This window comes from Kitasatospora sp. NPDC114501 (assembly GCF_055633695.1).
On sequence record NZ_JBVKDS010000004.1, the window covers coordinates 1 to 26797 of the forward strand.

The following is a 26797-nucleotide window of genomic DNA, read 5'->3' on the forward strand; positions in this document are numbered from 1 at the left end:
CGCTCGACCGGGCTCGAAGCACCACGTGATCACCGACGGCCGGGGCACGCCGCCGGCCATCACCCTGACCGGCGGCAACCGTCACGACGTCACCCGACTCCTGCCGCTGCTGGACTCGATCCCGCACATCCGTGGGAAGACCGGTCGGCCGCGCCATCGGCCCCGCCAGCTGTTCGCCGACCGTGGCTACGACTACGACAAGTACCGTCGGCTGCTGTGGAAACGGGGCATCAAGCCAGTCATTGCCCGCCGAGGAGTGCCGCACGGCTCCGGGCTCGGAGCCGTGCGGTGGGTCGTCGAGCGCACGAACGCCTGGATCCACGGCTTTCGGCGCCTGCGGATCCGCTGGGACATCCGCGACGACATCCACGAGGCCTTCCTCAAACTGGCCTGCTGCGTGATCACCTACCGACGCGTCCGGGCCTTGTGTTAGCTCCTCTAAAGGCCGACCGCCTCCGATGTGGCCGTCACAGCAGCGCCGGGCTGAGACCGAACCGGCTCCACCGCAGTCCTGGAACGAGTGAGGGGTTCGTCCAGGACGGCCTACCGACCCGCCGTCCGCCGGGCCGACCGGCCGAGGGCCGTGCCCGGTCACGGCGCGGTGGCCAGCCAGATGGTCACGGCCGCCGTAACGGTGAGCCCGGCGTTGAGTGCGATGCGGCGGTCGCCGCCCGTGAGGTGGACGGTGATCGCGCCGGTCTGCAGAAGGACCAAGCCGACGGCGGCGGCCGGTGCCAGGGAGGGGGCGATGCCGGTCAGCGGTGGCAGGAGCAGGCCGGTCGCGCCGAGCATCTCGACCGCTCCCAGTGCTCTGAGGGCAGGCAGGGGCAGGCGGTCGACCCAGGCCATCATCGGGCGGAGTTCGTCGCGGCTGCGGACCGCCTTCAGCGTGCCCGCGTAGAAGTAGAAGAGCGCGAGCGGTCCCGCGACGATCCAGTAGGCCGTGTTCATGGTTCTCGTTCCAGGGCCGCAGGTCCACGGCGGCACGTCGATGGTGTGGATTGCCGGAAGGGCCCTTCACCCGAGGCCGGTGGCGGGCTCGGTCGCGTAGCGGCTCATCGCGCCGAGGCTGGTCCGGGGCGTCTGGGGCCGGCCGGCGGCGAGCTCGTCCCGGAGGTCCCGGAAGTACTGCACGTAGAGGTCGGGGGTGAACGTGCTGAGCATGACGGCGGGCTGGTCGGTCGGGTTGGCGAAGGTGTGCGGGGTGCCGGGCGGTACCACCACCAGCGTGCCGGCGGTGGCGTCGTGGTCGTCGCCGACGACGGTGAACCGCACGGTGCCGGAGAGGACGTAGAAGCCCTCGTCGTGGTCGCGGTGGCGGTGCTGCGGCGGCCCCTGGGTGTGCGGGACGAGGACGGACTCGGCGATCGCCAGACGGTGCCCGGTGTGACTGCCGTCCTCCAGCACCCGCATGCGCGTGGTGCCCAGGACGATCGTCTCGCCGTCGCCGGGGCCGACCACCGATGCGGCGGTGGCGGCCTGCGGCTCGTTGCTCCTCGCTGCCTCGGTCATGCCCACCAGTGCACCGCCGGGCCGCCGCCGGTGTCCAAGACCCGTTCCGCGGCGCCGATACCCCGTGGGTATCGTTGCAGCGTGGAGCTGCGGACCTTGCGGTACTTCGTGGCGGTCGCCGAGGAACTCCACTTCGGCCGGGCCGCCACCCGACTGCACATGAGCCAGCCGCCGTTGAGCCGGGTGATCAGGCGGTTGGAGGCCGAGGTCGGGGCCGCGCTGTTCGTCCGCTCGGGTACGGGGGTCACGCTCACCGCGGTGAGATCGGTGCTACTCGACGAGGCGCGGGCCCTCCTCGACCAGGCCGACCGCGTCCGGGTACGGGTGAGCGCGGCGGCGGCCGGCCTCGCCACCGTCACCCTCGGCATCCTGGGCGACGGCACCGACCCGGCAGCCGCCAGGCTGGCCGACGCCTACCGGCGGAGCCACCCCGGCATCGACATCCGCGTCCGGGAGACCGATCTGACCGACCCGACCTGCGGACTGCGCGCCGGACTGGTCGACGTCGCGCTGACCCGGGCGCCGTTCGACGAGACCGCCCTGACGGTACGTACCCTGCGGACCGATCCGGTCGGCGTCGTCCTGCGCGCCGACGACCCGCTGGCCCACCGCGACCGGCTACGGCTGGCCGAGCTGGACGACCGCCGCTGGTTCCAGTTCCCGCAGGGCACCGACCCTCGCTGGCAGTCGTACTGGAACGGTGGCAGGCCGCGCGAGGGCCCGGTGGTGCGCGTCGTCCAGGAACGCCTGCAGGCCGTGCTGTGGAACGGCACGGTCGGCCTGGCCCCGCTCGGACACGGCCTTCCCGCGGAGCTGGCCCTGGTGCCGCTGGCCGACATGGCGCCGAGCCGGGTGGTGGCGGTGTGGAACGCGGGGGACACCAACCCGTTGGTCCGCTCCTTCGTCGAGACCGCCATGGCCGTGTACCGCCGCTGAGCACGTGCGTCGGCCGGTCCGGCGCGGCACCGGTTGTGCGCCCCGGCGGAATCCGCGGACCCACCCGGTTCCACCGTCATCCGTCGGCGCTGGAGGCGGGTGGCCGGTGCCGCGGGAACGCGGATACCGTGCGCGGATGTCGTACCGACTCGATGCCGTCATCGGCGACTTCGACCACTTGCGGAGCTGGGCCCAAGGGGTGCCGGGGGCGGTGGTCGCCCCGCTCGGGCAGCGCATGGGGTTGCTGCCGCTCTCCACCGCGCTCCGCGGTGAGCTGCCGCGGATCCTTCGTGAGCTCTCGCGGAGCGGGCCGGTGGCCCGGGTCGAAGCGGACTTCTGGGGCGGCGAGGGGGACCAGACCGCCGCCGTCTGGCGGGCCGGTGCGCGGGAGTGGGGGCCCGTGCACACCTCGGAGTTCAGTGGTCCGCGGGAGGACTGGCCGATCAACGCGGCGCTCGCCCGGCTCGGTGCGGCGCCGGCCGGCCCCGGCGCGCCGGACCACCGCGACCTGTTCACGGAAGTGGGCCTCGGCCGGGGACGGGACGAGGAGGACTGGCGTCGGGCCGCGCTGAAGGCCCGCGACGTGGCCGACTACGACGAGTGGCACGCCAGGGAGCGGGCCGAGCGCGAGCGCGAGGAGCGGGCCGCAGCCGAGCGCGCCCTCCACCAGCGGCTGCCCGGCGTCCCGGTGCCGCTCGACGGTGGGGAGATCATGGCCCTGCTCGGCATTCCGCCGGGCCGGGTGATCGGGGCGGCCATCCGCCACCTCCAGCAACTCCACCTCGACCGGGGCCCGCAGTCCCGCGAGGAAGCCGAAGCCGCACTGCGCACCTGGGCGGCGGGGCAGGGGCTGGCCGCCGCCGCGGAGTAGCAGGCGGATGCGGATACAGCCCGCCCGTTGCCGTGCCGGAGGGTGTCGGCGCATGCCGGACGGTGGGAAACGGGTGCCCGAAAACAAGCAAGCGTGATTGCTTTTTTCTTCGGGCGGTGCCACGCTGCTGCCCGGCGGCGCCCGTCCGAGGGTGCCGCCAACTCACCGGCAGGGGAGGCGCATTGGCGCGCGACGGCACGGTACTGCGGATCGGCAACGCCTCGGGGTTCTACGGGGACCGCTTCGCCGCGGTGCGGGAGATGCTCACCGGCGGGCCGCTGGACGTGCTCACCGGGGACTACCTGGCCGAGCTGACCATGCTGATCCTCGCCCGGGACCGGTTGAAGGACCCGTCGCTCGGCTACGCCCGGACCTTCCTGCGGCAGATGGAGGAGTGCCTCGGCCTGGCCCGCGAGCGGGACGTGAAGATCGTGGTCAACGCCGGCGGCCTCAACCCGGCCCGGCTGGCCGAGGAGTTGCGCGCGCTGGCCCGGCGGCTGGGCGTCGAAGCGGCCGTCGCCCATGTCGAGGGCGACGACCTGCTCCCGCGCCGGGCCGAACTCGGGTTGCCCGACGGCTTGTTGGCCGCCAACGCCTACCTCGGCGGGTTCGGCGTCGCCGCCTGCCTGGCCGGCGGCGCCGACGTGGTGGTGACCGGCCGGGTGACGGACGCGGCGCTGGTCGTCGGCCCGGGGATCGCCCGCTTCGGCTGGACCCACGAGGACCTGGACGCCCTGGCCGGCGCGGTGGTGGCCGGGCACGTCCTGGAGTGCGGCGCCCAGGCGACCGGCGGCAACTACGCCTTCTTCCAGGAGCACGACGTCACCCGCCCCGGCTTCCCGCTGGCCGAACTCCACGCCGACGGCTCCAGCGTGATCACCAAGCACCCGGGCACCGGCGGAGCCGTCACCACCGGCACCGTCACCGCCCAACTCCTGTACGAGACCGGCGGACCGCACTACCTCGGCCCGGACGTCACGGCCCGGCTGGACACCGTGCGGCTCACCGGGGAGGGCCCGGACCGGGTCCGGATCGACGGCGTGCGCGGCGAGGCCCCGCCGCCCACCCTGAAGGCGGGCCTCAACCGGCTCGGCGGCCACCTCAACGAGGTGGTGTTCCTCCTCACCGGCCTGGACATCGAGGCCAAGGCCGCCCTGGCGCGGCGGCAGTTCGCCGAGGCGCTGCCGCCCGGAGCCCGCCCCGCCGAACTGCGCTGGACGCTGGCCCGTACCGACCACCCGGACGCCCCGACCGAGGAGGCCGCCTCCGCCCTGCTCCGGCTGGCCGCCCGCGACCCGGACCCGGCCCGGGTCGGGCGCGAACTCGGCAAGGCCGCCGTGGAGTTGGGGCTGTCCGGGTATCCGGGATTCCACCTCGCCGCCCCGCCCGGGCCGGGCGCGCCGTACGGGGTGTTCAGCGCCGCGTACGTCGACGCCGAAGCCGTCGAGCACACCGCCGTCCTGCCGGACGGCCGCCGGATCGCCGTACCGCCGGCGCCCGTCACCACCGCCCGACCGGAGCCGGTGGAACCGGAGTTGCCCGAACCGCCGACGGCCGGCCCCACCCGGCGGGCCCCGCTCGGCCTGGTGGCCGGCGCCCGCAGCGGCGACAAGGGCGGGGACGCCAACCTCGGCGTCTGGGCCCGCTCGGCGGACGGCTGGCGCTGGCTGGCGCACACCCTCACCGCCGAGAGGCTCCGCGAACTCCTCCCCGAGACGGCCGACCTGCCCGTCACCCGGCACCTGCTGCCGAACCTGCGCGCGGTCAACTTCACCCTCACCGGCCTGCTCGGCGAGGGCGTCGCCGCCCGGCACCGCTTCGACCCGCAGGCCAAGGCCCTCGGGGAGTGGCTGCGCTCCCGCCACCTCGACATCCCGACCATGCTCCTGGACACCCCGGAGGCCCTGCTGTGACCGCCCTGACCACCCGCGTCGACCCGGCCGGGCCCGAGTACGCCGAGCACCGCGCCGTGATGCTCGCCAGGCTCGCCGAGCTCGACGCCGAGCACGCCAAGGCGCTGGCGGGCGGCGGCCCCACGTACGTGGAGCGCCATCGCAAGCGCGGCAAGCTGCTGGCCCGTGAGCGGATCGAGCTGCTGGTCGACCCGGACTCCCCGTTCCTGGAGCTGTCCCCGCTGGCCGCCTGGGGGAGCGACCACCCGGTGGGCGCGGCCCTGGTCACCGGCATCGGCGTGATCGAGGGGGTGGAGTGCGTGATCACCGCCAACGACCCGACGGTGCGCGGCGGCGCCAGCAACCCGTGGACCCTCCGCAAGGCCCTGCGGGCCAACGAGATCGCGCTGGCCAACCGCCTCCCGCTGGTCAACCTGGTCGAGTCCGGCGGCGCCGACCTGCCCAGCCAGAAGGAGATCTTCATCCCCGGAGGCGCCCTCTTCCGCGACCTCACCCGGCTCTCCGCCGCCGGAGTCCCCACCGTGGCCGTGGTGTTCGGCAACTCGACGGCCGGCGGCGCCTACGTGCCGGGCATGTCCGACCACACCGTGCTGGTCAAGGAGCGCGCCAAGGTGTTCCTCGGCGGCCCGCCGCTGGTACGGATGGCCACCGGCGAGGAGGCCGACGACGAGTCGCTGGGCGGCGCCGAGATGCACGCCCGGATCTCCGGCCTGGCCGACCACTTCGCGGTGGACGAGGCGGACGCGCTGCGGACCGCCCGCCGGATCGTCGCCCGGCTCGACCACCGCAAGCCCGGCCCCGATCCGGACCCGCTGGCCGAGCCGCCGAGGTACGACGAGGAGGAGCTGCTCGGCATCGTCCCGGGGGACCTCAAGGTGCCCTTCGACCCGCGCGAGGTGATCGCCCGGATCGTCGACGGCTCCGACTTCGACGAGTTCAAACCGCTCTACGGCACCAGCCTGGCCACCGGCTGGGCCCGCCTGCACGGCTACCCGGTGGGCGTGCTGGCCAACGCCCAGGGCGTGCTGTTCAGCCAGGAGTCCCAGAAGGCCGCCCAGTTCATCCAGCTGGCGAACCAGCGGAACACCCCGCTGCTGTTCCTGCACAACACCACCGGCTACATGGTCGGAAAGGACTACGAGCAGGGCGGCATCATCAAGCACGGCGCGATGATGATCAACGCCGTCGCCAACTCCACCGTGCCGCACCTGTCCGTGCTGATGGGCGCCTCCTACGGGGCCGGCCACTACGGCATGTGCGGCCGCGCCTTCGAGCCGCGCTTCCTGTTCGCCTGGCCGAGCGCCAAGTCCGCGGTGATGGGCCCCCAGCAGCTCGCCGGGGTGCTGTCGATCGTCGCCCGGCAGTCGGCCGCGGCGAAGGGGCGGCCGTACGACGAGGACGCGGACGCGGCGATCCGGGCGATGGTCGAGCAGCAGATCGAGGCCGAGTCGCTGCCGGCGTTCCTCTCCGGCCGGCTCTACGACGACGGCGTCATCGACCCGCGCGACACCCGGACGGTGCTCGGCCTGTGCCTGTCCGCGATCCACAACGCGCCGGTCGACGGCGCGCGCGGCTACGGCGTCTTCCGACTGTAAGGGACTCCCCAGACAATGATCACCAACCTGCTGGTCGCCAACCGGGGTGAGATCGCCCGCCGGGTCTTCCGCACCTGCCGGGAGCTCGGCATCGCGACCACCGCCGTCCACTCCGACCCGGACGCGGGCGCCCCGCACGTGCGCGAGGCCGACACCGCCGTCCGGCTGCCCGGCGCCGCTCCCGCCGACACCTACCTGCGCGCCGACCTGATCGTCCGGGCCGCGCTGGCCGCGGGGGCCGACGCCGTCCACCCCGGGTACGGGTTCCTGTCCGAGAACGCCGGGTTCGCCCGGGCCGTGCTGGACGCCGGCCTGGTCTGGGTCGGCCCGCCGCCGGCCGCGATCGCCGCGATGGGCTCCAAGACCGCCGCCAAGCGCCTGATGGCCGAGGCCGGGGTGCCGGTGCTGGGCGCCCTCACCGAGCCCACCGAGGCCGACCTGCCGCTGCTGGTCAAGGCCGCCGCGGGCGGTGGCGGACGCGGCATGCGGGTCGTCCGGAGCCTGGCCGACCTCCCCGGCGAGCTGGCGGCCGCCCGCGCCGAGGCGGCCAAGGCCTTCGGTTCGGACGAGGTGTTCTGCGAGCGCTACCTGCCCGCCGGCCGGCACGTCGAGGTCCAGCTGCTGGCCGATACCCACGGCACCGTCTGGGCGGTCGGCGACCGCGACTGCTCGCTTCAGCGGCGGCACCAGAAGGTGATCGAGGAGGCCCCGGCCCCCGGCCTGCCGGCGGAGGTCCGCGCCGCACTGCACACGGCGGCCCGCGACGCGGCCGGGGCGATCGGCTACACGGGCGCCGGCACCGCCGAGTTCCTGCTCGCCGAGGACGGCCGGTTCTTCTTCCTGGAGATGAACACCCGACTCCAGGTCGAACACCCGGTCACCGAGGCGGTCACCGGCCTGGACCTGGTGGCCCTGCAACTCGCCGTCGCCGAGGGCGCGCGACTGCCGCCCGAGCCCCCCGCCCCCAGCGGCCACGCGATCGAGGCCCGGCTCTACGCCGAGGACCCGGCGCAGGACTGGCGGCCGGCCACGGGCACCCTGCACCGGCTCGAACTCACGCTCCCGTACCAGGAGTTCACCGGAACCGGGCTCCGGCTGGACTCCGGCGTGGAGGCCGGCAGCGAGATCACCCCGCACTACGACGCGATGCTCGCCAAGGTGATCGCCTGGGCGCCCACCCGCGCGACCGCCGCCCGCCGGCTCGCCGACGCGCTCGCCCGCGCCCGGATCCACGGCCCGGCCACCAACCGGGAGCTGCTCGTCCGCGTGCTGCGCCACCCGGCCTTCCTGGCCGCCGAGTTGCACACCGGCTTCCTGGCCGAGCACACGGCCGACCTCACCGTCCCGGACACCGAGGGCGTCGCCCGCGCCGCGCTGGCCGCCGCCCTGGCCGACGCGGCCGGCCGCCGCGGCGCGCTGCCCTCCGGCTGGCGCAACCTGCCCTCCCAGCCGCAGCTCAGGCGCTACCGGGCCGAGGACGGCAGCAAGGACGGCACCGAGGACGGCACCGGGGACGGCACCGAGCTGGCCGTCCGCTACCGGTTCACCCGCACCGGCCTGCTGGCCGAGGGCCACCCGGGGGTCGAACTCGTCGAGGCCGCGCCGGACCGGGTGGTGCTGTCGGAGGGCGGGCTCCGGCGCACCTACCGGATCGCCCGGTACGGCGACCGGGTGCACGTCGACACCCCGGCCGGCGGCACCGCGCTCACCGCGCTGCCGCGCTTCCCCGACCCCGCCGTCCGCGCCGACCCCGGCGCGCTGCTCGCCCCGATGCCCGGCACCGTCGTCCGGGTCGCCGCCGCCGTCGGGGACACCGTCACCGCAGGGCAGCCGCTGCTGGTTCTGGAGGCGATGAAGATGGAGCACCGCGTCGCCGCCCCGGCCGACGGCATCCTCGTCGAACTGCTCGCCGCCCCGGGCCGGCAGGTCGAGACCGGCACCCTGCTGGCCGTAGTCCAGCCCGTCCCGGGCGGCCAGCCCGCCCCGACCGCCGCCCCGCCCGCCCCGACCGCCGTACAGCCGGCCCCGGCCGCCACGCAGCCCGCCCCGGCCGTCGTCCAGCCCACCGAAGCCTGAGGAAGGACCCGCATGTCCACCATCGGCAGTCAGCTCCTGGAGACCCCCGAACGCCGGACCCTGCGCCAGGCCGTCGGCGACCTCGGCCGCCGCTACGGCTCCGCCTACTACCTCGCCAAGGCCCGGGCCGGCGAGCCCGCCGACGAACTGTGGGCGGAAGCCGGCAAGGCCGGCTACCTCGGCGTCAACCTGCCCGCCGAGTACGGCGGCGGGGGCGGCGGCGTCACCGACCTCGCCATCGTCCTGGAGGAACTCGGCACCGCCGGCTGCCCGCTGCTGCTGCTGATCGTCTCCCCGGCGATCTGCGGCACCGTGATCGCCCGCTACGGCACCGAGGAGCAGAAGCGCCGCTGGCTGCCCGGACTGGCCGACGGCAGCCGCAAGATGGCCTTCGGCATCACCGAGCCGGACGCCGGCTCCAACACGCACCGGATATCCACCGTCGCCCGCCGGGACGGCGAGGACTGGCTGCTGACCGGGCGCAAGGTCTTCGTCTCCGGCATCGACCACTGCGACGCGGTGCTGTTCGTCGCCCGTACGGAGGACGCCCGCACGGGCCGGCTGAAGCCATGCCTGTTCGTCGTCCCGCGCGAGACCCCCGGCTTCGAGTACCGGGCGATCCCGATGGAGCTGGTCGCCCCGGAGAAGCAGTTCCAGGTCTTCCTGGACGACGTCCGGCTGCCCGCCGACGCCCTGGTCGGCGACGAGAACGCGGGCCTGCTCCAGCTGTTCGCCGGCCTCAACCCCGAGCGCATCCTCACCGCCGCCTTCTCGCTCGGCCTCGCCCGCCAGGCCCTCGGCAAGGCCGTCGAGTACGCCAGGACCCGCACCGTCTGGTCCACCCCGATCGGCGCCCACCAGGGCCTGGCCCACCCGCTCGCCCAGTGCGCGGTGGAGATCGAACTGGCCCGGCTGATGACCCAGAAGGCCGGCCTGCTCTACGACGCGGGCGAGGACCTCGCGGCCGGGGAGGCCGCCAACATGGCCAAGTACGCCGCCGGCGAGGCCGCCGCCCGTACGGTCGACCAGGCGGTGCAGACCCTCGGCGGCAACGGCCTGACCCAGGAGTACGGGCTGGGCGCGCTGCTGGCCGCCACCCGGGTGGGCCGGGTCGCCCCGGTCAGCCGGGAGATGGTGCTCAACTACGTGGCCCAGCACACCCTCGGGCTGCCCAAGTCGTACTGAGTCGCCGGCCCTCGCACGGATGCGCGAACACCACGGTGCCGTCCTCGCGGCCGGTGCGGCGTCCACGGGCGGGTCCGGGCCGGGGGCGGGGGAGGGGGCCACCCGGCGGGGGAGCGCCAGGGGGCGGGTGGGTGTGGTGCGCGACGCCCGGTCGGGCGCCCCCCGGGAGCAACCGCGCCCCGCATCCCCCGCTCCCGGTTCCCCACAATGGCCGAGCCGGACCCCTGACTGTCCGTATGCTCCTGAACGCGCACCGCACCGAAACGCTCACCGGGTTTTGTTGCCACGTCAACTTCCTTACTGGAGGCTCACCTTGGTGTTCCGAAGCGAGTTCCCCGACGTCCCCGTGGTCGACCTGCCGATCCACGAAGCGGTGCTCGGCGCCGCGCGGAGGTACGGCGACCGTCCGGCCCTGATCGACGGCATCACCGGCGAGAGCACCAGCTACGCCCAACTCGCCGCCGCCGTCGAGCGGGTGGCCGCGGGGCTGGCCGAGACAGGCGTGCGCCGCGGTGACGTCGTCGCCCTCTTCAGCCCCAACTCGACCGCCTACCCGATGGCCTACTTCGGCGCGACCAGGGCCGGCGCCACCGTCACCACGGTCTCCTCCTTCGCCACGCCCCCCGAGCTGGCCGGCCAGCTGCGCGACAGCGGCACCCGCTGGCTGGTCACCGTCTCCCGCTTCCTGCCGACCGCCCGTGCGGCCGCCGAACTGCTCGCCGAACAGGGCCACCCGCTGGCCGAGATCATCGTCCTGGACGGCGCCGAGGACCACCGCTCGCTCACCGACCTGCTGGCCGCCGCCGGCCCCGCCCCCGAGGTCGCCATCGACCCGGGCGAGGACATCGCCGTGCTGCCGTACTCCAGCGGCACCACCGGCCTGCCCAAGGGCGTGATGCTCACCCACCGCTCGATCGCCACCAACCTCGCCCAGTGCGACGCCCTCTACCGCCCCGCCGAGGGCGAACGGGTGCTCGCCGTCCTGCCGTTCTTCCACATCTACGGACTGGCCGCGCTGCTCAACCAGCCGCTGCGCTGCGGCGCCACCGTGGTCGTCCTGCCCCGCTTCGACCTGGAGCAGTTCTGCCGCGCGATCCAGGAGCACCGGGTGCAGGCCCTCGTGGTGGCCCCGCCGATCGCCCTCGCGCTGGCCCGCCACCCGGTCGTGGAGCAGTACGACCTCTCCTCGGTCGAGTACCTGCTGTGCGCCGCCGCCCCGCTGGACCACGAACTCGCCGACGCCTGCGCCCGCCGGCTGGGCCTGCCGCACCTGCTCCAGGGCTACGGCATGACCGAGCTCTCCCCGGTCACCCACGTCGTCTCCCCGCGCGAGGGCGACCCCCCGCCCGGCTCGGTCGGCCGGATGGTCCCCTCCACCGAGCTGCGGATCGCCGCCCTGGACGGCTCCGACGGCGACCTCGGGCCCGGCGAGCGCGGCGAGCTGCTGATCCGCGGCCCCCAGGTGATGAAGGGCTACTTCGGCCGCCCGTCCGAGACCGCCGCGGTGGTCGACGCCGAGGGCTGGCTGCACACCGGCGACGTCGGCTTCGTCGACGAACGCGGCTACCTGCACATCGTCGACCGGGTCAAGGAGCTGATCAAGTACAAGGGCTACCAGGTCGCCCCCGCCGAGCTGGAGGCCGTCCTGCTCGGCCACCCGCAGATCACCGACGCCGCCGTGATCGGGATCCCGGACGCCGAGGGCACCGAGTGCCCCAAGGCCTTCGTGGTCCGCGCCCCGGGCAGCGCCCTGACCGCGGAGGAGGTCACCGGCTACGTCGCCCGGCAGGTCGCCCCCTACAAGAAGGTCCGCGCGGTGGAGTTCGTGGACGCCGTCCCCAAGTCCGCGGCCGGGAAGATCCTCCGCCGCGAGCTGCGCGCCCGCGAGGCCGGTCGCGCCGCCGCCCGCTGACCGGCCCGGGCCGCCCCGGCGGCCGAGGACCGGCGCCCGTCTGTGAGGATCTTCCTGCCGCGCCCCGACCGGGACCCGCCGCGCCCCGACCGGAACAGGAACCGCCCGCCGCCATGACCAGCCACCCCGCCGTCCGCACCCCGCAGCAGGACCGCAGCCGAGCGACCAGGGCCCGGCTGCTCGCGGCGGCCGTGGACTGCCTGGCCGAGCTCGGCTGGCACGGCTCCACCGTCGCCGTCGTCGCCGAGCGGGCCGGGGTCTCCCGGGGCGCGGCCCAGCACCACTTCCCGACCCGCGAGGACCTCTTCACCGCGGCCGTCGAGCACGTCACCGCCGAGCGGCTGGCCGCCGTCCGCGCCCACGCGGACGAGCTGCCGGCCGCCGGGCCGGACCGCACCGGGGCCGTGGTCGACATGATCGTGCGGCTCTACACCGGCCCGCTGTTCCGCGCCGCCCTGCACCTGTGGACCGCCGCCGCCACCGAGGAGGCGCTGCGTGAGCGGATCATCGCCCTGGAGGGCCACGTCGGCCGGGAGGCCCACCGGGCCGCCGTGGAGTTCCTGGACGCCGACGAGACCCGCCCCGGAGTGCGCGAATCGGTGCAGGCCACACTGGACCTCGCCCGCGGACTGGGCCTCGCCAACCTGCTCACCGACGACAGCCACCGACGTTCCGGAGTGATCCGGCAGTGGGCGGGCGTTCTGGAGAGTACGCTGCGGCCGGTACGCCCATGACGCCCGTACACCCGGAGCGGCCGGACGCCCCCTGACCAAGGGGTCGCCGGGCGGCCGATGTCCGTGCAGTCTGGAGAAGAACCCCGGCCGGCGCGGACCGCGAGGCCCATCCGGCCGGGCACGAGCCGAACCGGGGTGCTGTCTGATCATGCACGGACACCAGTGGGACGCGACCGACGCCGCCGACCCGGCACCGGGCGGCACCCCGGCGCGTCCCGAGGACGCCCGCGCCGAGGGCGAACGGCCCACCGGCCATCGGCTCGTCCCGCTCGCGACGGCGCTGCTCCAGCAGGACGGGCTGATCCTGCACTGGAGCGAGGACGCCGAGGCCCTGCTCGGCTACCCCGCCGAGGAGGCCGTCGGCAGCTACGCCGCCCAGCTGCTCACCGACGAGTCCGACCGCGCCGAGGTGCTCGGCCTCTTCCAGCGGATCATGAGCGGCACGGGGTGGTCCGGCGTCTTCCCGGTGCGCCACCGCGACGGCCACACCGTCGACCTGGAGTTCCGCACCTACCCGATCGCCGGCCCGGCCGGCACCCTGCTGCTGCTCGCCACCGCCTCCGACACCCGCGCCCTGCACGCCGTCGAGGCCGACCTCGCGGTGCTGGACGGCATCTTCGGCCGCTCGCCGATCGGCATGGCCGTCTACGACACCGGGCTGCGCTACATCCGGATCAACGAGGCGCTGGCCCGGATGAACGGGGTGCCCGTCGCCGCCCACCTCGGCCGCCGGATATCGGCGGTACTGCCCGGCATCAACAGCGCCGAGATCGAGCAGATCATGCGCCAGGTGCTCAAGACCGGCAAGCCCGTGGTGGACGCCCGCTCGCACGGCCGGGTCCCCGGCGACCCCAAGCGGGACCGCGCCTGGTCCGCCTCCTACTTCCGGCTGGAGGACTCCACCGGCCGGGTCTTCGGGGTCTGCTCCTCGATCATCGACGTCACCGAGCGCTTCCAGGCCGAGGCCCGCGCCGCCCGCGCCCAGGAGCGGCTCGCCACCATCGCCGAGGCGACCGCCCGGATCGGCACCACCCTCGACCTCCAGCGCACCGCCGAGGAGCTGATCGAGGCCGTCGTCCCCCGGTTCGCCGACTTCGCCACCGTGGACCTCCTGGAGCCGGTGCTGCGCGGCGCCGAGCCCGCCGCGATCCCCTCCGACCGCAACGTCACGCTGCGCGCCGTCGCCGTCGGGGAGTCCTACGAGTCCGGCCTCGCGCACGCCGTGGACGTGGTCGGCGAGACCTCCGAGTACGCCCCCGACCGCAGCTACGTCCAGTGCCTGCGCAGCGGGAAGCCGCTGCTGCGCGCCCACGTGGACGAGGAGGCGCTGCGCGGACTGGTGGCCAGCGAGGACCGGGTGGCCCCCGGGGTCGCGGCGGGCATCCACTCGTACCTGATGGTGCCGATCACCGCACGGGGCATGGTGCTCGGCGGCTCCGAGTTCATCCGGATGCGCAACCCCGAGCCGTTCACCGCCGCCGACGTCGCCCTCGCCGAGGAACTCGTCGCCCGCACCGCCCTGGCGCTCGACAACGCCCGGCTCTACCGCCGCGAGCGAGAGACCGCGCTCACCCTCCAGCGCAGCCTGCTGCCGCAGGAGGTGCACCGCACCCTCGGTCTGGAGATCGCCTACCGCTACCTGCCCAGCAGCGTGGTCAGCGAGGTCGGCGGCGACTGGTTCGACGTGGTGCCGCTGTCCTGCGGGCGGGTCGCCCTGGTGGTCGGCGACGTGATGGGCCACGGCATCCGGGCCGCCGCCACGATGGGCCAGCTGCGCACCGTCGCCCGGACCCTCGCCACCCTCGACATGCCGCCCGAGCAGGTCCTCACCCGCCTGGACGAGACCGCCTCGGGGATCGGCGAGGGCCAGTTCGCCACCTGCATCTGCGCGGTGTACGACCCGCTGGAGCGCACCGTCCAGGTCGCCTCGGCCGGGCACCTGCCGCCGGTCCGGGTCGCCCCCGACGGAACCGCGTCCGTCGTGGAGGTGCCGCCCGGGGTGCCGCTGGGCGTCGGCGGGGTGGCCTTCGAGTCGATCGAGTTCGGCATCCCCGAGGGCGGCATGGTCGCGCTCTACACCGACGGCCTGGTCGAGCGGCGCGGCCAGGACCTGGACGCCGGGATCGACCAGCTCGCCCGCACCCTGGCCGGCCCCGGCCGGACCCTGGAGGAGAGCTGCGACGCCGTCCTCGCGGCGCTGGTCACCGACGGAACCGAGGACGACATCGCGATGATCATGGCCCGGGTGCTGCCGCTGCCCGCCGACCGGATAGCCACCCTGCCGCTGTCCGGCGGCGGCCGGGTGCCCGGCAAGGCCCGCCGCTTCACCCGCGCCACCCTGGAGGCCTGGGGCCTGTCGACGCTCACCGACTACGCCGAGCTGCTGGTCAGCGAACTGGTCACGAACGCCCTGCTGCACGCCGACGCCCCGCGCAGGCTGCGGCTGTTCCGCGACCGGGTGCTCACCGTGGAGGTCTCCGACGCGGGCGGGCAGACCCCGCAGCTGCGCCCGTTCGCCGAGCAGGACGAGGGCGGGCGCGGGATGTTCCTGGTCAGCGAGCTGGCGCAGCGCTGGGGCAGCCGGCTGACCCGGGACGGCAAGGTGGTCTGGGCGGAGCTGGAACTGCCCTTCGGGACCTCGTAGAGAACGTTCTCCGCGCGCACGAGAACGGCCGTTCCCCTGGGGGAAACGGCCGTTCTCGTCTGTCCTCGCGGGTCTGTCTCCCTACGCGTCGACCTTCGGCTGCGCGGTCGGCGCGGCGACCACGTCCTCCGCGTCCGTCCCCGTCCCGGGCTTCGGCTCGGACACTCCGCGCAGCAGCCGCCAGGCCATCACGGCCGCCCCGACCAGCAGCGCGGCGGACAGCAGCCCGGCGTTGTTCATGCCGTGGACGAACGACTCCCGGGCGCTCGCCAGCAGCGGCCGGGCGAGCTCCGGGGACAGGCCCTGCGCCGTCTCGACGGCTGAGCCCAGCGACTCGCCGGCCCGGGCGGCGGCCGCCGGATCCGTCCCGGCCGGGACCGCCAGCCCGTTCGCGTAGACCGAGCCGACCACCGAACCCACCAGCGCGATGCCGAGCGCGGTGCCCAGCTCGTACGCCGTCTCCGAGACCGCCGAGGCGGCGCCGGCCCGGTCGGCGGGCGCGGCGCCCAGCACCAGGTCGGCGCCGAGCGTGTAGACCACGCCCTCGGCCGTCCCGACCAGCAGGAACGAGGCGGCCAGCAGCAGGTAGGTGGTGTCCTGCGCCAGCCAGCCGAGCGCGCCCACGCCCAGACCCATCGCCAGCAGACAGGCCGTCAGCGCCCTGCGGGCGCCGAAGCGCCGGGCGATCCGGGCGGTCAGCAGACCGCCGACCACCGAGCCCGCGAAGGCCGGCAGCTCGGCCAGGCCCGCCTGGAGCGGCTGGTAGCCGCGGACCAGCTGGAGGTACTGGGAGACCACGAAGATCACGCCGGAGAGCCCGACCAGGGAGATCAGCGAGGCCGAGACGGCCGCCGTGAACCGCCGGTCGCGGAACAGCCGGACGTCGAGCAGCGGGGTGTCCAGCCGCAGCTGGCGGCGGACGAAGACGAACAGTGCGGCGGCGCCCAGCAGGAAGGCGGCCGGTACGTCCCAGCGGTCCACGCCGTGCGCGGCGGCCTCCTTGACCGCGTACACCACGCTGATCACACCGGCCATCGACAGCAGCACGCTGAGCACGTCCCAGCGGCCCGGTTCCGGGTCCCTGGACTCCGGCAGCAGCCAGGCGCCGGTCACCAGCAGCAGGATCAGCACCGGGATGTTCAGCAGGAACACCGAACCCCACCAGAAGTGCTCCAGCAGCACCCCGCCGACCACCGGCCCGAGGGCGGCTCCGGCGGTGGCGGCCGCGCCCCAGATGCCGATCGCGGTGGCCCGCTCCCGGTCGTCCGGGAAGAGGCTGCGGATCAGCGAGAGCGTGGAGGGCATGATCGTCGCCCCCGCCACGCCGAGCAGCGCGCGGGCCAGGATCAGCCAGCCGGCGCTGGGCGCGTAGGCGGCCAGCAGCGAGGCCACGCCGAAGGCGGTGGACCCGGCCAGCAGCAGCTTCTTGCGGCCGATCCGGTCGCTCAGGGCGCCCATGCTGACCAGCAGGCCGGCCAGCACGAAGGAGTAGGAGTCGCCGATCCAGAGCAGCTGGGTGCCGCTGGGGCGCAGCGTCTCGCTGATCGACGGGATGGCGAGGGACAGGACGGTCGCGTCCAGGGCGACCACGGTCACGGCCAGGACGAGGACGGCGAGGCCGGTCCAGCGCTGGCGGGCGGTCAGGGTGCTCATGGTTTATCGGTGTCCGGCCTGTGGTCGGCGGTGCTGGGGGAGGTGGTGCCGTGGGCGGTCGCACCGGTGGCACCGGTGGAGCCGTGGGTGGTCGTGCTGCCGGCGGTGGCGGCAGCGGCGGTGCGGGCGTCCGGTCTGCGCAGCGCGCCGCCGAGGAACAGCTCGGCGAGCGAGAACGCGGCGTCGCGCGGGGCGAGCCGGCCGTCCTGGATGGACCAGCCGACGCCGGCCACCAGGTCGAAGAAGGCCTCGCTCAGCCAGGCGGCGCTCAGCTCGATCCGGAACACGCCCTGCTGCTGGCCGCGCAGGAAGAGCGCGTGCAGCCGGGCGATCTGCACCTCCCAGAGGTCGTTGATGTCGTCGTGCTCGTAGAGCTGGTTCTCGCCGGCCAGGAAGGCGCAGAGCATGGCGTCCGGGACGGAGGCGTCCACCAGGCGGCGCAGCGCGGCCTCGGCGTCGCCCTGCTCGACCTCGGCGGTGTCCAGCGCGGCGGCGAACCGGCGCAGCCCGAGCAGGCCGACCTCGCGGGTCAGCGCGTCGCGCCCCGGGAAGAGCCGGTGCAGCGTGGCGCGGCTGATGCCGGCGGCGCGCGCGATCTCGTCCAGGTGGGCGGTCGGGCGGCGGGAGAGCACGCTGACGGCGGCTTCCAGGACGGTGTCGCGATCGGTGGCCATGAGCCGAGTCTAGTTCATATGAGACATCGGTGTCTCATTTTTATGGCCGGGCTCTCAACTGAGACGCGAGGCTGGGACGGCGGGCAGCAAAAAACCGGGGACGGTGGTGTACCGTCCCCGGCTCGGGGTGGCCGCCGGGCTCCGGCCGGCTCAGCTCTGGTTGTAGAAGCCGGTCTCGTCCATCGGGCGGTCGATCACCATGACCTCGACGTCGGCCGGGGTGAGCAGGAAGACCCTCCGGGCGATCCGCTCGATGCCGCCCCGGGTGCCGAAGATCAGCCCGGAGGCGAAGTCGACCATGCGCTTGGCCTCGGCCTCGTCCATCTCGGTGAGGTCCATGACCACCGGGATGCTCGCCCGGATGTGCTCACCGACCGTCCGGGCCGCCTCGAAGCCGGTCGGCCGCAGGGAGACGATCTTCGTGGGCGCCGGGGCGGCCGGAACCGTCTCCTGATCGACCCACTCGTCGTCGTACACCGCGGCCGGGTAGTTCCCCGAGGGCATCAGCCACCCGTTGTGGTGCTCGTCGCGAAGTGCTCCCATGCCGCGCCTCCCTGCCTCGTCCCGTCCTGGTCCCCCGGGGTCGCGTGCCGTTCTTGACACGTCATCCACTCGTCGGAACTGTCCGAGTATCGCACTGTTCACCGGTCCCGTGCCCGCTCGCAACCCCCGTACGAGTCGTGCCGCGCCGGAAACCCGGGCGAACCCGGGTACTCCGATGGACGCGGCGCAGCGCCGTACGGTTGCGCGCGTTGACCTTATCGGTCGCGGTCACTGCGTAATTGACCTTCTGTCAACAATGCGGAAACGATTTCACCCGTCGCGTCACTCGCCGGTCGAACCGTCGATCAATTCGCGCAGAAGATCCGCGTGGCCGTTGTGTCGCGCGTACTCCTCGATCATGTGGGTGAGGATCCAGCGGAGCGTCACCGGCTCGCCGTGGCGCAGCTTCTTGGCGACGGTGTCCAGCGGCAGGCCGGCGGTGGCCCGGCGGGCCGCCTCGACCTCGGCGCGCCAGGTGGCGAAGTCGGCCGCCACGTCGGCGGTGTCGACGCCGTCGAAGTCGTCGTCCCTGTTCTCCTCGGTCCAGAAGTGCCAGGCGGTGATCTCCCGGCCGGGCAGCATGGACTGGAACCAGTGCTGCTCCACGTCGGCCAGGTGCCGGACCAGGCCGAGCAGCGAGAGCTTGGACGGCGGGGCGGAGCGCAGCCGCAGCTGGTCGTCGGTCAGGCCCTCGCACTTCACCGCGAGGGTGTCGCGGTGGTAGTCGAGGAAGGCGATCAGGGTGGCGGCCTCGTCGGCCGTCGTCGGCGGGTCCACCCGCGGGTCGAGTTCGGTCATGCGCGCCATCCTGGCGTCCGGGGGCGCCTGAGCGCGAATGCTTTTGCCCGGGGCCGTTCACTGTTCAGCCGACTCGGCCGACTCAGCCGGTTCGGCCGGCCGTCGTCCGGCGGCGGGTCCGGGCCGTGCGCCAGAGCCCCACCACGCTTCCCAGCACCAGCAGCGCGATCACCCCCGCCGACAGCAGGAAGGCCGCCGAGCCCGGCCGGCCCGCGCTGGCCGCCGCCGTGACGTACACCGCGGTGGTCGGCACCACGCCGATCGCGGTGGCCAGCACGAAGGGCAGGAAACGGACCCCGGAGAAGGCCGCGCCGTAGTTGGCCGCCTGGAACGGCATGCCGGGCAGCAGCCGCAGCACCAGCACGCTGCGGAAGCCCTGCTCGGTGAACCGCCGGTCGAGCGCCCCGAGCACCTTCCCCCGCAGGTACGGGCGCAGCGCCTCGCGGCCGAGGCCCCGGCCGAGCCCGAAGGCCAGGGCGGCGCCCACCGTGGTGCCGAGCACCGACAGCAGCACGCCCTGCTGGATGCCGAGCAGCAGCCCGGCCACCGCGTTCAGCGCCGGCCGGGGCACGAAGGCGAGCGTCCCCAATGCGTAGACCAGGGCGAACAGCGGGCCGAACCAGTACCCGGGCATCCGGTCCGCCAGCCCGCCGGAGAGCAGCTCGGTCGGGCTCCACAGCAGCAGCGACCCGGCCGCCGCCGCGAGGACCGCCACCAGCAGCGCGAACCGCCACCACGGGGAACGCGGCGCGGCGGCGGGCTGCGGCGTGGCGACGGACGCCCGCTGCGGCTCGGCGGGCGGTGCGGGAACGGCCACGACGGGCGGTGCGGGAACGGCCACGACGGGCGGTGCGGGAACGGCATCGGGCTCGAACACCGCCCGAGCCTAACCGGTGCCCGGGCCGCGCCCGCGCCGGGTCCCGGCTCAGCTGTTCGGGTTCTTCGCCGGGTTGTAGTGCCAGTACTGGTTGTAGGCGCCCATGAGGAACTTCCACTGGATCACCGGGGTGCCGTCGGCGAGGACGCCGCCGGAGACGTCGAGCACCAGGTCGCTGTTGGCGTTCTCGATCCGGCGCGGGGTGCCGGGGTGGCTGGCGGGCGGGTCGCTCCACTGCTGGTTGGTGCCGCCGTTGCAGGTCCACTGGCCGGCCCGGGTGCCCCAGACGGTGCTGAAGGCGGGGATCTCCAGGCACTTGCCGCTGTGCAGGTTGATCCAGCCCTGGGCGGTCTGGGTCCACTTCTGGTTGTCGCCGCCGGTGCAGGTCCAGATCCGGACCGGGGCGCCGTTGTCGGTGCGCCAGTCGGCGACCTCCAGGCAGAGGTCGTTCGGCCCGGGGTACATCCCGGTGCGGATCTCGGCGGGTCCGAAGTCGGTGGTGGCCGGGGCAGCGGCGGTGGTGGCCGTGGCGGGCGGGGCGGCGAGCGCCACCGCGGTGGTGGCGAGGACGGCGGCGGCGAGGGGGAGACGGGTTCTTCGGGGCATCTGTTCGGCCTCCGTGGTCAGTGCACCTGGCGCGGCCGGGCGAGGAATCCCAGCAGTCGTTGCCAGGAGTCCCTTGCCGCGTCGGCGTGTCCGACCGCGGAGAGCTCGAAGAAGTTGTGCGGTGCGCCCGGATAGCCGACGAACTCGTGCGGGCAGTCGGCCGCGGTGAGCGCCGCGTCGAAGGCCTCGACGGTGTCGGCGGGGACGTGCTCGTCGGCGCCGCCCCAGAAGGCGAGGATCGGGGCGGTCAGCTCCCCGGCCAGCTGGGTGGGCCCCGGGGCGCCCCGGAGGGCGTCCGGGTAGCCGTAGTAGCCGACCGCGCCGGCCAGGCCGAAGCGCGGGGCGGCGGTGCGGAAGGCCTGCCGGCCGCCGAAGCAGAAGCCGAGCGCGACCACCTCGCCGGGCCCGACCGCGCGCAGCCGTTCCAGGGCGGCGGTGATGTCGGCGTCCAGTCCCCCGGGGGTGAGGGCGAGCAGGTGGGGGAGCAGGCCCGGCATTTCACCGAATTCCGCCGGGCGCTCTTCCGGAAAGGCCCCGGCGGTGCGGCCGTAATAGTCGAGCACGAGGGCCGGATGGCCCTGTTCGGCGAGCCGGGTGGCGGTCTGCCGGTAGAACGCGGAAAGGCCCTTGTTGTCGGGCAGGACGAGCACGCCGGGCCCGGTGGCGACCTCGGGGCGGGCGAGGAAGGCGCCGAAGCGGGTGCCGTCGGCCGAGGTCAGGGTGAGCGGGGCGGCCTCGGCCAGCGCCCACCGGGCGGGGCTGAAGGCGGGCGGGGCGGCGTCCGGGTCGTAGCACACGGGGAATCCCTCTCGCGGGGCACGGGGGCGGGAGCGCGAAAACCGCCGGGCGCGGTGTGCGCCCGGCGGTTCGAGACCTTAGCGGGAATTCCCTCGGGAATTCGCCATCATATCGCAGTGAGATCTTTTCCGGAAGACTTTTCCGGTGACCGTGCGGTCACGTTTCCGTCGCCGGAATTCCGTTCGGCCACCCGCAGCGCCCCGGCGCTCAGCAGCAGGGCGCAGGCGAGCGCGGTGACCAGGGTGAAGGAGACGGTCAGCGAGGTGGCCTGGGCGAGGGCGCCGATGACCGCGGGGGCGATCAGGCCGGAGGTGTAGGTGACGGTGGCGACGCCCGCGATGGCCTGGCTGGGGTTGGTGCCGATCCGGCCGGCCGCGGCGAAGGCGAGCGGGACGATCACCGCGATGCCGACGCCGATCAGGGCGAACCCGGGGATGGCCACGGCCGGGGTGTCCGCGGCGACCACCAGCAGGCCGCCGGCGGTGGCGACGGCGCCGCCGATGCGGGTGGCGCGGACGGCGCCCAGGCGGCGGATCGCCGCGTCCCCGGCGAGCCGGCTGACGGCCATGGTGAGCGAGAAGGCGGTGTACGAGGCGGCGGCGACGGTGGCCGAGGCGCCGGTGACGTCCCGCAGGTAGACGCCGCTCCAGTCCATCGAGGCACCCTCGGCGAAGACCGCGCAGAAGCCGACCAGCCCGATCGCCAGCGAGCTGCGCGGCGGCAGCGCGAACCGCGGCGGCTCCTCCGCGCCCTCGTGCGCCCGGATGTCGGGCAGGGCGCGGCAGACGGGCTGGGCGAGGGCGAGCAGGATCAGTGCGGTGACGGCCAGTTGGAGCCGGGCGTCCAGGTCCAGGTGGGCGGCGAGGATGCCGAAGGGGGAGGCCAGCAGACCGCCGACGCTCCACATCCCGTGCAGTCCGGACATGATCGAGCGGCCGAGCCGTTCCTCGATCTCCACGCCCTGGGCGTTCATCGCGACGTCCGCCATCCCGGCCGTGGCGCCGTACACCAGCAGGGCCGCGCACAGCGTGGGCAGCGAGGGGGCGAGCGCGGGCAGGGCGAGGGCCACGCACCAGAGCGAGATCAGCCCGCGCACCGCCGCCCGGCCGCCGTAGCGGTGCACGAAGCGGCCGGCCAGCGGCATGGCGAGGGAGGAGCCGATCGCGGGCATGACCAGGGCCAGGCCGAGCTGTCCGGCGGAGAGGTGGAGGCGGTCCTGGATCCACGGGATGCGGGTGACGAAGCTGCCGCTGACGGCTCCGTGCACGCCGAAGACCAGGGCGATGCCCGCCCGGGCCCGGCGCGGTGCGGTCAGCGGCTCCGGCGGTGGTGCTGCGGTGGTCCCGCTCATTCGGTCTTCCCTCCCGGTCGCGCGACGAGGGGCGCGACAGTGCCCTGTGACGGTCGATAAATTATCAGGAAGGGACCCTGATAGAAATGCTCTGGAAGGATGATCTGCCATGACCATCGCGCGTACGGCCACGCCGAGCACCGCCCGGGCGATCAACGACCGGCTGGCACTCAACCTGCTGCTCGAACAGGGACCCCTGACCGCGACCGAACTGCGCGACCTCACCGGCCTGTCCCGGCCGACCGTCGCCGACCTGCTCGAACGCCTCCAGCGCACCGGCCTGGTCGCCGTCGTCGGCGAGCGCGGCGAACAGCGGCGCGGCCCCAACGCCCGGCTCTACGCGCTGGTCGCCTCCCGGGCCCACCTGGCCGCCTTCGACGTCCGCTCCGGCGGCGTCGGCCTGGTCGTCGCCGACCTGGCCGGGCGCACCCTCGCCACCGCCGAGGTCCCGGTCGAGGGCGACGGCGGGCCGGACACCGCCGGCACCATCGTCGCCACCCTCCGGGAGACCGCCCGCGGCGCCGGCGTCGAACGGCTGCACACCGTCGCCGTCGGTGCCCCCGGGCTGGTCGACCCGGCCACCGGGCGGCTGCAGAGCACCGGCAACCTCCCCGCCTGGCACGCCGAACTCCTCGCCGAGCTGCGGGACCTGCCCGGCACCGAGGTGATCCTGGAGAACGAGGTCAACCTGGCCGGACGGGCCGAGTACCGGGTCGGCGCCGCGCGCGACCGCGACACCTTCGTCCTGCTGTGGCTCGGCCACAGCGTCGGCGCCGCCGTGATCCTGGACGGGCGGCTGCGCCGGGGCTTCTCCGGGGGCACCGGCGAGATCTGCTTCCTGCCCGTCCCCGGCACCGTCGGCCTGCCCAGCGCCGACAGCTGCGAGGGCGGCTTCCACGGGCTGGTGGGCAGCGCCGCGATCTGCGCGCTGGCCCGCGCCCACGGACTGCCGGCGGACCCGGCCGGCGACGCCTCCGCCGCCGAGGCCGTCGTCCGGGCCGCGCTGTCGGCCGGCGCGGCGGGCGACGGCTTCCTGGACGAACTGGCCGAACGGATCGCGATCGGCGCGGCCGGCGTCTGCGTGGTGCTGGACCCCGGCTGCGTGGTGCTCGGCGGCGAGATCGGCCGGGCCGGCGGACCGGAGCTGGCCCGCCGGGTCGAACGGCGGCTGGCCCGGCTCTCCCCGCTCAGCACCGAGGTGCGGGCCGGCACGGCGGGCGGCGGCGCGGTGCTCGCCGGGGCGGTGCTCACCGCCGGGGACGCGGTGCGGCGCGACCTCTTCGGCGAGCCGTAGCGCCGGTCCGCCGCCCTCGGGTGATCACCCGCTCCGCCGGTACGGCAGGATGGCGCGGGGGTACCCGCCCCCGGATCCCGAACCCCCGTCAGGAGACGCACATGGGCCAGCCCGAGGTGCCGGCCAACCCGTACCGCATCGGCGAGGCCGCGGCGCTGCTCGGCGTCAGCGCCGACACCATGCGCCGCTGGGTGGACGCCGGCCGGGTCGCCGCCGCGCGGGACGAGAACGGGCACCGGATCATCCCGGGGGCCGAGCTCGCCGCCTTCGCCCGGGAGCTGGCCCGGCCGGAGAACGCCGAGGCGGAGGGCCGCCCGTCCTCGGCCCGCAACCGCTTCCCGGGGATCGTCACCCACGTGGTGCTCGGCGACGTGGCCGCGCAGGTGGAGATCCAGGCCGGGCCGTTCCGGGTGGTGTCGCTGATCAGCCGGGAGTCGGCGGAGGAGCTGAACCTGGTCCCCGGCGCACCCGCCACGGCGGTCGTCAAGTCCACCAACGTGATGGTCGAACGGCGCTAGCCGATCCCCTCGCACGAGCCGCCCGAGTCCCGGAACCGAAGGAGAGGCCCCGGATGCCGCCCCCGCCGCCCCCGCACCTGCCGACCACGCAGAGCGCCGTGCTCGCCGTCGAGGCCGTGGCCGCCCGGCACGGGCGCACCGTCCGCGCCCAGCACGACATCGGCCGCGACCAGACCTTCGCCGGGCTGGTCGGCCCGGACGGCCCGGCGGGGGAGCCGGCCGGCCTCCCGCACGAGGCGCTGCTGGAGTTCGACGGGCGGCCCGCCGTGACCGTCCGGCTGTTCACCCACGACGAGGTCACCGTGACCGTCGAGGGCGTCCCCTTCGACGTCGACCGCGACCGCGTCCCCGGCTTCCTGAACGCCGTCTGGTCCGACCTGGTGCACGTCCGGGCCCGCACCTTCCCGCCGTCCACCACGCTGATCGTCACCGTCCCCGGAGAGCCGAGCTACCGCGAGGGCATCGGCGTCCACAGCCTCACCCCCTGGCTCGCCGAAAGGATCCGATGAACGCCGCCGCCACGCCGCTCGCCGTCGCCCACCGCGGCGACCCGTACCGCTTCCGCGAGAACACCCTGCCCTCCGTCGAGTCCGCGCTCGCCGCCGGGGCCGACGCCGTCGAGGTGGACGTCCGACTCACCCGCGACCGGGTGCCCGTGCTGCTGCACGACCGCACCCTGGAGCGGCTCTGGGGCGACCCGCGCCCGATCGACCGGGTCACCGCCGACCAGCTGGAGGAGCTGCGGCGCGGCCCGCTCGCCGTCCCCACCCTCGCCGAGGCGGTCAAGGCGGTGGCCGCCGCCGAGGGTTGCCGGCTGCTGATCGACCTGGACGACGCCGGGCCGGCCGCCGCCACCTGGTCGGTGGTCACCGGGCTCGGCGCCGAACGGGCGGTCGGCTTCTGCGGCCCCGCCGCCGCCATGCTCGCCGTGCGCGAGCTGAGCCCGGACGCCGAGATCGCGCTCACCTGGAAGCAGCCCCGGATGCCCGTGCGCGCCCTGCTGGACGACCTGCGCCCGCGCTACCTCAACCCGCCGTTCGGCCTGGTCACCCCCGAGTTCACCGCCGCCGCGACGGACGAGGGACTCGCCGTCTCCACCTGGACCGCCGACCTGCGCCGCACCATGCGCCGACTGCGCGGGACCGGCGTCGCCTCCATCACCTCCAACCGGATCGGCGTCCTGCGCTCGGTGCTGGACGGCCGCCGGTGACCGGCCCGGTCCTCGGACGGCGGGCGCTCGGCCGGGCCCTGCTGGCACGCCAGCACCTGCTCGCCCGCACCGATCAGGCGCCCGCCGCCGTGATCCGCCACCTCGGCGGACTCCAGGCCCAGTCCGCACCCCAGCCGCCCTACCTCGGCCTGCTGGCCAGGATCGACGGCTTCACGCCCGAGCGGCTGAGCACGCTGCTCGAACAGCGGGCCGCGGTCCGGATCGCCCTCCACCGCGGCACCATCCACCTGGTCACCGCCGAGGACTGCCTGACGCTGCGCCCGCTCCTCCAGCCGATGCTGGACCAGGCGCTGCGCACCACCTACGGCAAACGGCTCGCCGACCTGGATCTGGACGCGCTCGCCGCCGAGGCCCGCACCCTGGTCGAGGCGGAGCCGCGTACCTTCCAGCAGCTCGGCGCGCTGCTCGCCGAGCGCCGGCCGGGCCGCGACCCGGCCGCCCTCGCCCAGGCCGCCCGCTGCCGGCTGCCGCTGGTGCAGGTCCCGCCGCGCGGGCTGTGGGGGCGCGGCGGACCGGCCGCCCACACCACCGCCGAGGCCTGGCTCGGCCGCCCGCTCGACCCGTCGCCCGACCCGGACGTCCTGGTGCTGCGCCACCTCGCCGCCTTCGGCCCGGCCTCCGCGGCCGACCTGCGCCAGTGGTGCGGCCTGGCCGGCCTCGCCCCGGTGCTGCGGCGGCTCGCACCGCGGCTGCTGGCCTTCCGCGACGAGCAGGGCCGACAGTTGTACGACCTGCCCGAGGCGCCCCGCCCCGACCCGGACACCCCGGCGCCGGTACGGCTGGTCGCGCCCTTCGACAACCTGCTGCTGTCGCACGCCGACCGCACCCGGGTGCTGCCCGAGGAGCACCGGGGCCGGGTGATGACCCGGAACGGCATCGTGCCCGGGACGCTGCTGGTGGACGGGCTGGTCGCCGGCACCTGGCGGCTGACCGGCGAACGCGAGGTGGACGTCGTCCCGTTCGCGCCGCTGGGACGGGCCGACCGGCAGGCGGCGGAGGCCGAGGCGCAGCGGGTGCTGGCCTTCGCGGGGGCGGGCGACGACGGCGTGGTGCGGTTCCAGGCGCCCGGGTAACCC

At 74.8% G+C, this 26797-nt stretch carries 25 protein-coding genes; 15 read left to right on the forward strand and 10 right to left on the reverse strand.

Annotation, left to right across the window (positions count from 1 at the left end; translation table 11 throughout):
- On the forward strand, positions 1-433 hold a 433-nt coding region (locus ACZ7RU_RS09200; protein ID WP_470340238.1), incomplete at its 5' end, for an IS5 family transposase.
- A 158-nt stretch (positions 434-591) separates the two neighbouring features.
- Here the strand turns inward: ACZ7RU_RS09200 and ACZ7RU_RS09205 are convergent.
- Both ACZ7RU_RS09205 and ACZ7RU_RS09210 read right to left on the reverse strand, forming a co-directional pair.
- Complete coding sequence (locus ACZ7RU_RS09205; RefSeq protein ID WP_470340239.1) at positions 592-951, reverse strand: DoxX family protein; 360 nt, start codon at positions 949-951, stop codon at positions 592-594.
- Between the two features lie 66 nt (positions 952-1017).
- Positions 1018-1512 (reverse strand): cupin domain-containing protein, encoded by a 495-nt coding sequence (locus tag ACZ7RU_RS09210; RefSeq protein WP_470340240.1) that lies wholly within the window; start codon positions 1510-1512, stop codon positions 1018-1020.
- 81 nt (positions 1513-1593) lie between these two features.
- Here ACZ7RU_RS09210 and ACZ7RU_RS09215 point away from each other — a divergent pair, with 81 nt between their 5' ends.
- The 9 genes from ACZ7RU_RS09215 (at position 1594) to ACZ7RU_RS09255 (ending at position 15378) form a co-directional block, all read left to right on the forward strand.
- Positions 1594-2448 (forward strand): LysR family transcriptional regulator, encoded by an 855-nt coding sequence (locus ACZ7RU_RS09215; protein WP_470340241.1) that lies wholly within the window; start codon positions 1594-1596, stop codon positions 2446-2448.
- Positions 2449-2584: 136 nt separating this feature from the next.
- Complete coding sequence (locus tag ACZ7RU_RS09220; protein ID WP_470340242.1) at positions 2585-3319, forward strand: hypothetical protein; 735 nt, start codon at positions 2585-2587, stop codon at positions 3317-3319.
- Positions 3320-3501: 182 nt separating this feature from the next.
- Positions 3502-5232 carry an acyclic terpene utilization AtuA family protein gene (locus ACZ7RU_RS09225; protein WP_470340243.1) on the forward strand — a complete coding sequence of 577 codons (1731 nt, stop codon included), beginning with the start codon at positions 3502-3504 and terminating at the stop codon, positions 5230-5232.
- Positions 5229-6827, forward strand: coding sequence for an acyl-CoA carboxylase subunit beta (locus tag ACZ7RU_RS09230; RefSeq protein WP_470340244.1), 1599 nt, complete (start codon positions 5229-5231; stop codon positions 6825-6827). The genes ACZ7RU_RS09225 and ACZ7RU_RS09230 overlap by 4 nt, the downstream gene beginning before the upstream one ends.
- A 15-nt stretch (positions 6828-6842) precedes the next feature.
- Positions 6843-8903 (forward strand): acetyl/propionyl/methylcrotonyl-CoA carboxylase subunit alpha, encoded by a 2061-nt coding sequence (locus tag ACZ7RU_RS09235; RefSeq protein ID WP_470340245.1) that lies wholly within the window; start codon positions 6843-6845, stop codon positions 8901-8903.
- A 12-nt stretch (positions 8904-8915) separates the two neighbouring features.
- Positions 8916-10088 (forward strand): acyl-CoA dehydrogenase family protein, encoded by a 1173-nt coding sequence (locus ACZ7RU_RS09240; RefSeq protein ID WP_470340246.1) that lies wholly within the window; start codon positions 8916-8918, stop codon positions 10086-10088.
- 313 nt (positions 10089-10401) lie between these two features.
- Positions 10402-12000 (forward strand): 4-coumarate--CoA ligase family protein, encoded by a 1599-nt coding sequence (locus ACZ7RU_RS09245; RefSeq protein WP_470340247.1) that lies wholly within the window; start codon positions 10402-10404, stop codon positions 11998-12000.
- A 113-nt stretch (positions 12001-12113) separates the two neighbouring features.
- Positions 12114-12734 (forward strand): TetR/AcrR family transcriptional regulator, encoded by a 621-nt coding sequence (locus ACZ7RU_RS09250; RefSeq protein ID WP_470340248.1) that lies wholly within the window; start codon positions 12114-12116, stop codon positions 12732-12734.
- A 148-nt stretch (positions 12735-12882) separates the two neighbouring features.
- Positions 12883-15378, forward strand: coding sequence for a SpoIIE family protein phosphatase (locus ACZ7RU_RS09255; protein WP_470340249.1), 2496 nt, complete (start codon positions 12883-12885; stop codon positions 15376-15378).
- A gap of 81 nt (positions 15379-15459) precedes the next feature.
- On the opposite strand, the gene ACZ7RU_RS09260 is transcribed toward ACZ7RU_RS09255, so the two are convergent.
- The 8 genes from ACZ7RU_RS09260 to ACZ7RU_RS09295 all read right to left on the reverse strand — a co-directional run bounded on the left by ACZ7RU_RS09260 (position 15460) and on the right by ACZ7RU_RS09295 (position 22678).
- Positions 15460-17031 carry an MFS transporter gene (locus ACZ7RU_RS09260; protein ID WP_470340250.1) on the reverse strand — a complete coding sequence of 524 codons (1572 nt, stop codon included), beginning with the start codon at positions 17029-17031 and terminating at the stop codon, positions 15460-15462.
- Complete coding sequence (locus tag ACZ7RU_RS09265) at positions 17028-17705, reverse strand: TetR/AcrR family transcriptional regulator (protein WP_470340251.1); 678 nt, start codon at positions 17703-17705, stop codon at positions 17028-17030. The genes ACZ7RU_RS09260 and ACZ7RU_RS09265 overlap by 4 nt, the downstream gene beginning before the upstream one ends.
- Before the next feature lie 150 nt (positions 17706-17855).
- A complete protein-coding gene (locus ACZ7RU_RS09270) occupies positions 17856-18248 on the reverse strand; it encodes a cell division protein SepF (RefSeq protein ID WP_470340252.1) in 393 nt (130 codons plus the stop codon).
- A 282-nt stretch (positions 18249-18530) separates the two neighbouring features.
- Complete coding sequence (locus ACZ7RU_RS09275) at positions 18531-19046, reverse strand: DinB family protein (RefSeq protein ID WP_470340253.1); 516 nt, start codon at positions 19044-19046, stop codon at positions 18531-18533.
- 82 nt (positions 19047-19128) lie between these two features.
- Positions 19129-19923: a TVP38/TMEM64 family protein gene (locus tag ACZ7RU_RS09280; protein ID WP_470340254.1), complete on the reverse strand. Its 795-nt coding sequence runs from the start codon at positions 19921-19923 to the stop codon at positions 19129-19131.
- A gap of 48 nt (positions 19924-19971) precedes the next feature.
- On the reverse strand, positions 19972-20529 hold the full coding sequence (locus ACZ7RU_RS09285) for an RICIN domain-containing protein (protein ID WP_470340255.1): 558 nt from the start codon (positions 20527-20529) through the stop codon (positions 19972-19974).
- Positions 20530-20546: 17 nt separating this feature from the next.
- Positions 20547-21326 carry a dienelactone hydrolase family protein gene (locus tag ACZ7RU_RS09290; protein WP_470340256.1) on the reverse strand — a complete coding sequence of 260 codons (780 nt, stop codon included), beginning with the start codon at positions 21324-21326 and terminating at the stop codon, positions 20547-20549.
- 107 nt (positions 21327-21433) lie between these two features.
- Positions 21434-22678, reverse strand: a complete 1245-nt coding sequence (locus ACZ7RU_RS09295) for an MFS transporter (RefSeq protein ID WP_470340257.1) — start codon at positions 22676-22678, stop codon at positions 21434-21436.
- 109 nt (positions 22679-22787) lie between these two features.
- On the opposite strand from ACZ7RU_RS09295, the gene ACZ7RU_RS09300 reads away from it, so the two are divergent.
- The 5 genes from ACZ7RU_RS09300 (at position 22788) to ACZ7RU_RS09320 (ending at position 26794) form a co-directional block, all read left to right on the forward strand.
- Complete coding sequence (locus ACZ7RU_RS09300; protein WP_470340258.1) at positions 22788-23972, forward strand: ROK family transcriptional regulator; 1185 nt, start codon at positions 22788-22790, stop codon at positions 23970-23972.
- Positions 23973-24073: 101 nt separating this feature from the next.
- Positions 24074-24490, forward strand: a complete 417-nt coding sequence (locus tag ACZ7RU_RS09305; protein WP_470340259.1) for a TOBE domain-containing protein — start codon at positions 24074-24076, stop codon at positions 24488-24490.
- 53 nt (positions 24491-24543) lie between these two features.
- On the forward strand, positions 24544-24999 hold the full coding sequence (locus tag ACZ7RU_RS09310; RefSeq protein WP_470340260.1) for a hypothetical protein: 456 nt from the start codon (positions 24544-24546) through the stop codon (positions 24997-24999).
- A complete protein-coding gene (locus ACZ7RU_RS09315) occupies positions 24996-25700 on the forward strand; it encodes a glycerophosphodiester phosphodiesterase (protein ID WP_470340261.1) in 705 nt (234 codons plus the stop codon). Before ACZ7RU_RS09310 ends, ACZ7RU_RS09315 begins: the two co-directional genes overlap by 4 nt.
- Positions 25697-26794: a winged helix DNA-binding domain-containing protein gene (locus ACZ7RU_RS09320; protein WP_470340262.1), complete on the forward strand. Its 1098-nt coding sequence runs from the start codon at positions 25697-25699 to the stop codon at positions 26792-26794. The genes ACZ7RU_RS09315 and ACZ7RU_RS09320 overlap by 4 nt, the downstream gene beginning before the upstream one ends.
- Positions 26795-26797 lie beyond the last annotated feature (3 nt).